The organism is Shuttleworthella sp. MSX8B (assembly GCF_000524295.1).
Lineage (GTDB): Bacteria > Bacillota > Clostridia > Lachnospirales > Lachnospiraceae > Shuttleworthia > Shuttleworthia satelles.
In genome coordinates, this window is the sequence record NZ_JAQT01000019.1 from 1 (window position 1) to 7741 (window position 7741).

A 7741-nucleotide genomic window follows, 5' to 3' on the forward strand; every position below is an offset into this window, starting at 1 on the left:
CCCATTGATTATTAAAATCTGGGATGGAATCTCCGTATACAAAAAGTTTCGAGCGTGATTCGATCTCTGTTTGCTATGCAGAAATTTGGTCTGGAGTCATTATAGCATGCCCATTGATTATTAAAATCTGGGATTCTTGATTACAAAACGGGATTTTCATTTACAAATCGGGATTCTCGGTTACAGAATATCACCTCTTATTTACCAAACGGGAGTCTCCGCTTACAAACGGGATTCTCAAGCTACATTTCATCCTGACATTATTTTCCCTAATGTCGTTTTGCCATTTCCGTTGTGTCCAACTATAGCTACTGTTTCGCCAAAATTCCCTTCTAAATTACAATTACTCAAAACGGAATGATTAACATCATAGGAAAAAGATAAATTTTCCACTTTAAAATCTGCGTTTTGCTTATTAACAATAAGATTATCCTTTAGTTCATATTTAATATTACTTAACTTAAATGTTCGAAGTTTATATGCTCTAATATCTGAATCATTCAAGTTTTCAATATCATTTTTCTCTAATTCTCTATTAATTTTTCCATCCTTCATTATCAAGCATTTATCTACCAAGTTTTTTAAGTAGAATAATCTATGCTCTGAAACAATTACTGTATATCCCTGTTTCTTGAGCCTTTCCATCATTTTCTTTAAGTTAAGAATTGAATGAATATCTAAATTTGCAGATGGCTCATCAAAAACATAAATCTTTGGATTCAAAGCTTTTGCAGCTATAATCGCTATCTTCTGTTTTTCACCACTAGATAAAGAAAACATATCCCTATCCATAAGACTTTCTGCTTCAAAATCGTGAAATGCACAATTCACTCTATCTATCATTTCATCTCTATCTATTCCATAATTTTCAAGAGCAAATGCCACTTCCTTGGTACTATTCGTTGTAAAAAATTGACTTCGTGGATTTTGAAATATAGAAGCAATATTTTTACCCATTTCTCCGGGAGTGATCGTTTTTATATCACTTCCTAACACTTTCACTGTCCCGGTTAAAACCCCTTCAAAGAAATGTGGAATTAAGCCGTTTATCAATCTTGTAACAGTTGTTTTTCCTGAACCGGATTGACCGGTAATCAAAATAAATTCTCCTCTTTTAACTTTGAAATTTATATTTCTGAGACTCCCTTCTGTTTGTGTTCCATAACTGAAACTTACATTATCAAAATCAATAACTACATCTCCCATTTCATCACCTATATTTTCCAACCAATAGATTGTTTTCTAATTTCGATGAAATGTTTATATACTCCATCTTGACTAATTAGTTCCTTATGATTCCCTTGTTGTACAATTTCCCCTTTATCAATAACAATAATTTGATCTGCTCCTCTTACCGTAGATAATCTATGTGCAATGCTAATGAGAGTTTTATTTTTTGTTAACTCATTAATTGCACTAATTAACATATGCTCGTTTTCAGGATCTACACTTGAAGTTGCTTCATCAAGAATAATGATTGGAGCATCTTTAAGGATTGCTCTTGCAATAGATATTCTTTGCTTTTCTCCTCCTGACAACGTTGAACCGCCCTCACCAACAACAGTGTCGTATCCATCACTAAGGCTTGTTATAAAATCGTGGCAACAAGCTTTCTTGCAAGCCTGCACTACCTCATCATGTGTTGCGTTTGGATTTCCAAATTTTATATTATTCTCAATCGTGTCATTGAATAAATAAACCTTCTGAAATACCATACTGATATTTTGTAATAGGCTTTCAGAGGTAAAGTCCTTAACATTATGTCCTCCAATAAATACTTCACCTTTATTAACATCCCAAAATCTTGCTATAATATTACAAAGAGTTGTTTTTCCAGAACCTGAAGCACCGACAATAGCCAAACTGCTATTCGACTTTATCTGCAAATTTATATTCTTCAAAATCTCTCTTTCCCCATATCCAAAACAAACATCTTTCAATTCAATGTCATAGGAATTCAAGTCAATTTCTTTTCCGCCCTCATCAAGCGAAGGTATATCTGAAACATAGTCCAATCGATTAAGTTGTGTTGCGAGCATTCTGCTTAAAAATGCTCCATCATTAACCAACTCCAATTCCATAAAAATTAGAAAAGCAGATACTATAAACATAAGAGTATATGAAAGTGGAATCAGAGATTTCATATATAGAATTATTGCAACAAACACCAATACACAGCTCGCAACTTTAAAAATCATTTCATATAGTTTCATTAAATAAGCTGAACCCTCAGTAACCTCAATATCAACTTTACATTTACTCATAAACGCTTTTTCAACTTTATTTTTTCCATCAGTTCCTTTTTCAAAAGAACGAAGTACTGAAATTCCTCTAATATACTCAATTGCATCAGTAACAAGCATTTCTTGTGAGTCTTGCATGATAGGAGAATATTTTTCGGTTTTCTTTGCGATTAATTTAAGAACGCCCATACCAAAGATGATTGCAATTAAAGATACCATCCCTACCGGAAAACAAAAGATCAATAACATGGTAGTCATACTAAAGGCATGAAAAAAACCTCCTACAATAAAGTTCATCGCAAGCATCGCCATACCCTCTAAGTCGGAAATAGTTGTTGTTAGAACCGCTTGGATTGTCCCTAAGTTTTTTTCTGAAAAATACCCCATTGGAGCTTTTTTCAGTTTTTCCCCTATTTCAATCCTTTTATCCTTAAAAATTTCATAACCTGATGCACTTAATTTTCTATCACAAAGATATTGAAAAATGAATCTGCCGAATATACTCACAACTACAATTGCTGTTGCCTGCATAATAATAGTCATATTCAACTGTTCAAGATTAATCATAATCAGTAAAACCGCCAACAGCATCAAGGAAGCGAAGAATGATTTTAATCCACTAAATATAAGACCAAGAATTACATTTTTTTTATACTTCCCTGATATTTTTAATATACGTTTTACAATGCTAATCATTTACAACGCCTCCTTTTCGTTATCTAATCCGCCTACATAATTTTTCCACAAGGAAGCATATACTCCATCTTTTTTTACAAGGGCTTCATGAGTTCCATTCTCTACAAATTCCCCATCTTTCATAACAAGGATTGTATCAGCATTTGTAATAGTAGAGAGCCTGTGAGCAACCACTATCAGAGTCTTTCCTTTAATGAGTTTGGTGATTGCACTTTGAATGAGATATTCATTTTCAGGATCTGCAAATGCAGTTGCTTCATCTAAAATTATTACCTTAGATTGTTTTAACATTGCTCTTGCAATCGTAATTCTTTGCCTTTCTCCACCAGACAAAGAACCTCCTGCATCACCGACTTTTGTGTTATATCCATTTTCAAGTTCCATAATAAAGTCATGGCAAGATGCTGCTTTAGCCGCCTCAATAACCTCATCATCACTTGCAGTTGGTTTTCCCATTTTTATATTTTCTTTTATACTTGTATTAAACAAGAAATTGTCTTGAGCAACATAGCTTATCTCATTTGTTAGCTGTTCAAATGGAATTTCGGGTATTTTCTTTCCACCATAATAGATACTTCCATTGGACGGATCCCAAAAACCAGCCATAAGTTTTGCTATTGTAGATTTTCCAGAACCTGAATTTCCTACCAATGCGGTTACTGTATTTGGTTTTAATTCAAAGTTGATATTTTTTAGCACAAGTTCCTTATCATATGCAAATGAAACATTTTCAAAACGATAGAGAGTGTCATCAAAGATTACCTTCTCTTTTGGTCTTTTAAGTTCCTCTTTCGATAGAAATTCCTCTATTGCGTCTAAACTTGCCTTAACCATGTTGAATTGCTCAGAATATTTACCGATTTTCATTAAATGTGCAATAAAACCAATAGGCAGTATAATGCACACAATAAAGCTTGATAACGATATTTTTGAATTCATATACAGATATGCACCAATCGGCAAAGTTCCTAAAAGTGTGGATGGCATAACTGCTTGAACAAATGCTGACCATAACCAACTTTGCTTCCACCAAGCAAGTGTACTATCATGAAAGAAGTTAATTGCGTTCGTAAATTTTTCATAAGAAGAAGCACTGTGGTTAAAAGCTTTTATAACCTCAATCCCATTAATATATTCAACCAAAGTACTATTCATATTATTTTGAGCTGTAGTATATGTTTTGCTTCTAAACTCATAATCCTTCATCATACCTATATATCCAAGCATTCCTAAAGGAATTGTAAGTAACGAAGCCAACCCCATCCTATAGTCCAAAGCAAAAATCAAAACCAAAAATAAAACAGGAGATACTATACTTGATGTTATCTCCGGCATAAAATGAGCCATTGAATCTTCCAGCTTAGACACTGTATCTACAATTAAATTTTTAAATTTACCTATAGGAGTATCTATCATTACACCCATAGGTACTCTTAGCATTTTTTCAGCTACTAAACTTCGTATATTTTTTAAAATATGAAATGTTGCTTTGTGTGAGGTTATTGTTGAATATAAAGTAAAAATACCTTTTAAAACTTGTCCACACAAAGCTATAAGTGTTAAACACAATACAGTTCTAAATGACACTTCAGATTGATATATTTTTTCTATCAATTTTGCTATTGCTAAAAAAGGAATCATTCCAAACAGTTCCCCTATGGTCGCTAACAAAATTGATTTGTATAATTGTTTTTTCTCGCCATCGGCGTATTTAAGCAACTCTGAAATGGCATTTTTATTGTTACTTTTCAAGAAAATACCTCCTCCAAACAAAAAGTTAATTAGTTATCGCTAACTTTTTGACAAAAAATTATCTATTATTTTTCTTCATTAAGCCTTGCCAACCATAATATTGAAAAATAACAATGCTTCTAATATATTCGCCAACATTATCATGCGGTATATCATGAAGAACACACTCGCATAGAGATGTAATATAGCCTTTTGTAATGACATGAACTTCAAACTCTTTAATCTCTGTGATAATTTGCTCTTGTTTAGCGTTGAAAAGAATAAGCTTCATATTTTTAGCTGTATATCTTTCAGTAATATCCTCAATAAAGTTTTCTACTTGTGACCCTTTGCTACACGCAAAAATCAGCTTAAAGTTATCAAAATGCGCATACATATAATCAACAAATAGCATTGTTTCCAAGAATAAATTTTCTATAATCGCTTCATCATCGACTAAATCAGAGTCTATCCTAATAGTTTTTTGTTCGCTCCTTTTTTCAACATCAGAAACAACATCTAATGTGTAATTATATTCCTCTTCAATTAGAGCAAAAAATAATGCTTCCTTATTTTTGAAATGACGATAAATAGCTCCTGTAGTTACTTTTGCTAATTTAGCAATTTCAGCTACCTGTGCATTTTCGAATCCTTTGCTTAAAAATTCCCCTTTAGCACATTCTAAAATTCTATTTTTTGTTATATCAGAGCAATAAGACATCTAACTTTTCCCTCTCATTTTTGATAAATATATTATCTTTAATAATTATGTCATCACTTTTCCAGTTTTTAGTCAATATATCACCACTCCTATTGTCATCGTTAAATAAAAAGGTGAATTGCAATCTGAGTTTCTACCCCTTCCTCTTAACCGCTAGAAGTTAATCCTTCCGAATGTCAAGTAGATCTTAATTCTTCCGAAAGAACTAAAATAGCTACTGGGGTTCTTGTCCTGTTGCTCTGACTAGAACAGGAGGATCAAATGGCTAAATACAAACAATTAACTCATGAGCAACGAAAACAGATTGAAACAGGACTACAACAACAGGATTCTTTTAAAAAGATCGCAGAGACCATTGGCAAAGATTGCTCGACAATCTCAAAAGAGGTTCGTTCCCATCTTATCTGCCGAAAAACAGGAGCCTATGGGAAGCCCTTTAATGACTGCTCTCTTCGTAAAAAATGCCAACAGATAGATATTTGTCCAACCTGTTCCGTAAGCAAAAGACGTCCCTTATACTGTTCTTTTTGCGGCAGGTGCTTACATACCTGCATTTCTTACCATAAGCAAGTCTGCCCTAAACTGAGCAAACCGCCCTATGTCTGCAATGGTTGTAAACAACAGCGACTCTGCACCTTAGAGAAAAAATTTTATAATGCTGCTCTCGCGCAAAAAGAATACGAAGATGTCCTCTCTGAGTCCCGTCAGGGGATTGCTCTGTCTGACGAAGAACGCGAACGAATGGATGCTATTATTTCTCCATTGATCCGCCAGGGACAATCTCTACACCATATCTATTTGGAGCATAAGGCAGAACTTATGGTAAGCGAGCGGACACTATATCTGTATATGGACGCAAATCTTTTCTCCGCGCGCAATATCGACATGCCGCGCAAGGTAAGAATGCGTCCCTGGCGCAAGAGACCCAATACGATAAAAATTGACACCAAATGCCGTCAGGGACGAACCATGAAGGATTTGAATGCCTTTATGGCCTCACATCCCGACACACCTGTTGTTCAGATTGATTCTGTCGAGGGCACAAAAGGTGGTGCTGTTCTTCTTACCATTACTTTTGTCACAGACGGACTGCAAATCGCCTTTCGTAGAGACCATAATGATGCTCAGTCTGTGATCACTGTCTTTAACCAACTATATGCGACGCTTGGGGCTGACTCCTTTAAAGATCTGTTTCCTGTTATCCTCGCTGACAATGGAAGTGAATTCTCCGATCCTAAGAGAATTGAATTTGATGAGCATGGAAACCGACGATCCTATGTTTTCTACTGCAACGCTTCTGCTCCTTACCAGAAGGGGAGCTGTGAAGTCCACCATGAAATGATTCGGAGAATCCTTCCAAAAGGAGTTGATTTAACTGCCTATCAGCAGGAACAAATCAATCTAATGATGAGTCATATCAATTCCTATCGAAGAAAGACACTTGGGAATAAAAGTCCCTATGAAATGTTTTCATTTCAGTATGGGGAGAATCTCTTAAAGAAAATCGGACTCAGGAAGATTCCACCTGATGAAATCATCCTGAGTCCCAGACTCTTTAAGTAAACGCATATCTGTCAGAGCACCTGGAACAAGAACCTACCCAGTTCATGTTTTAGGGGTGGAACTTAAAAGTTCCGAATTTTTCGGTTTGAGCTCGACCTCTGGTTAAGATACGCGTTTTTTCGGAAGCAACTGCTTCCTTACCTCATTTATAGCCATTTCCATCCTGCTTGTACAGAGTCTACCAGCCAAAAATAGAAGTTTTCATTGCAATCCAGGGTGATACTGGAAGTTACTGCTTCAAACTGGAACCTCGTTTTGCAATCGCCCCTTCTTTCTCGGTTTAAGAAGCTGCCGCTTGAGCAGCAAATCGCCTGCTCTCGCATGATCTTTTACAACGAAGATCTACGCAAGGCGCATCACTTAAAGGAGTGGTTCTACAGTATCTGTCAGAACAGGAAGTACTCTGAACAAAGAAGACAGTTCCGTCTTTGGATTCAGGAAGCTGAATCTTGTCGTGTCGCTGAGTTTCATAAAGTGGCAAAATGCTACCAGAACTGGGCCAGAGAGATTTGTGCTGCCTTTAAACACACAGACATTACAAACGGAACAACAGAGGGGTTCAACAACCGAATTAAGGTCTTAAAACGAACCTCCTATGGAATCCATCGCTTCGAAAGGCTTCGGACTCGCATCCTGATGGCAATGAATTAGTAACTGAAAACAAGCTTGGCGCTCAGGGGTTTATTTGTTATGCCATAAAAGATGCTGACATACCATGGAACACCTAAATCCGCCCAAACACAGTATTAGGGCGGGCTCCCGAAGGATCCCGCCCCAACATTTGACA

At 35.7% G+C, this 7741-nt stretch carries 5 protein-coding genes and 1 pseudogene; 2 read left to right on the forward strand and 4 right to left on the reverse strand.

Features of this window, described 5'->3' with window-relative positions:
* Positions 1–252 precede the first annotated feature (252 nt).
* From HMPREF1508_RS05135 to HMPREF1508_RS05150, 4 genes and pseudogenes are all read right to left on the reverse strand, one after another.
* Positions 253–1206 (reverse strand): annotated as a pseudogene (locus HMPREF1508_RS05135) (ATP-binding cassette domain-containing protein); the annotation flags it as partial.
* 8 nt (positions 1207–1214) lie between these two features.
* The gene (locus HMPREF1508_RS05140) at positions 1215–2939 is read right to left on the reverse strand and encodes an ABC transporter ATP-binding protein (protein WP_044960103.1); all 1725 of its coding nucleotides are present in this window, start codon (positions 2937–2939) and stop codon (positions 1215–1217) included.
* A complete protein-coding gene (locus tag HMPREF1508_RS05145; protein ID WP_044960105.1) occupies positions 2940–4691 on the reverse strand; it encodes an ABC transporter ATP-binding protein in 1752 nt (583 codons plus the stop codon). It abuts the gene before it with no gap.
* Between the two features lie 58 nt (positions 4692–4749).
* Positions 4750–5391, reverse strand: a complete 642-nt coding sequence (locus tag HMPREF1508_RS05150; RefSeq protein WP_044960107.1) for a TetR/AcrR family transcriptional regulator — start codon at positions 5389–5391, stop codon at positions 4750–4752.
* 261 nt (positions 5392–5652) lie between these two features.
* Between HMPREF1508_RS05150 and HMPREF1508_RS05155 the strand changes: the two genes are divergently transcribed.
* Both HMPREF1508_RS05155 and HMPREF1508_RS10800 read left to right on the forward strand, forming a co-directional pair.
* Complete coding sequence (locus HMPREF1508_RS05155; protein WP_044960109.1) at positions 5653–6954, forward strand: IS30 family transposase; 1302 nt, start codon at positions 5653–5655, stop codon at positions 6952–6954.
* A 216-nt stretch (positions 6955–7170) separates the two neighbouring features.
* Complete coding sequence (locus tag HMPREF1508_RS10800; protein WP_198015572.1) at positions 7171–7605, forward strand: transposase; 435 nt, start codon at positions 7171–7173, stop codon at positions 7603–7605.
* Positions 7606–7741 lie beyond the last annotated feature (136 nt).

Coding starts and splice junctions, on each gene's coding strand:
- HMPREF1508_RS05140 (WP_044960103.1), bottom strand. CDS start 2,939: ATGATTAGCATTGTAAAACGTATATTAAAAATATCAGGGAAGTATAAA.
- HMPREF1508_RS05150 (WP_044960107.1), bottom strand. CDS start 5,391: ATGTCTTATTGCTCTGATATAACAAAAAATAGAATTTTAGAATGTGCT.
- HMPREF1508_RS05155 (WP_044960109.1), top strand. CDS start 5,653: ATGGCTAAATACAAACAATTAACTCATGAGCAACGAAAACAGATTGAA.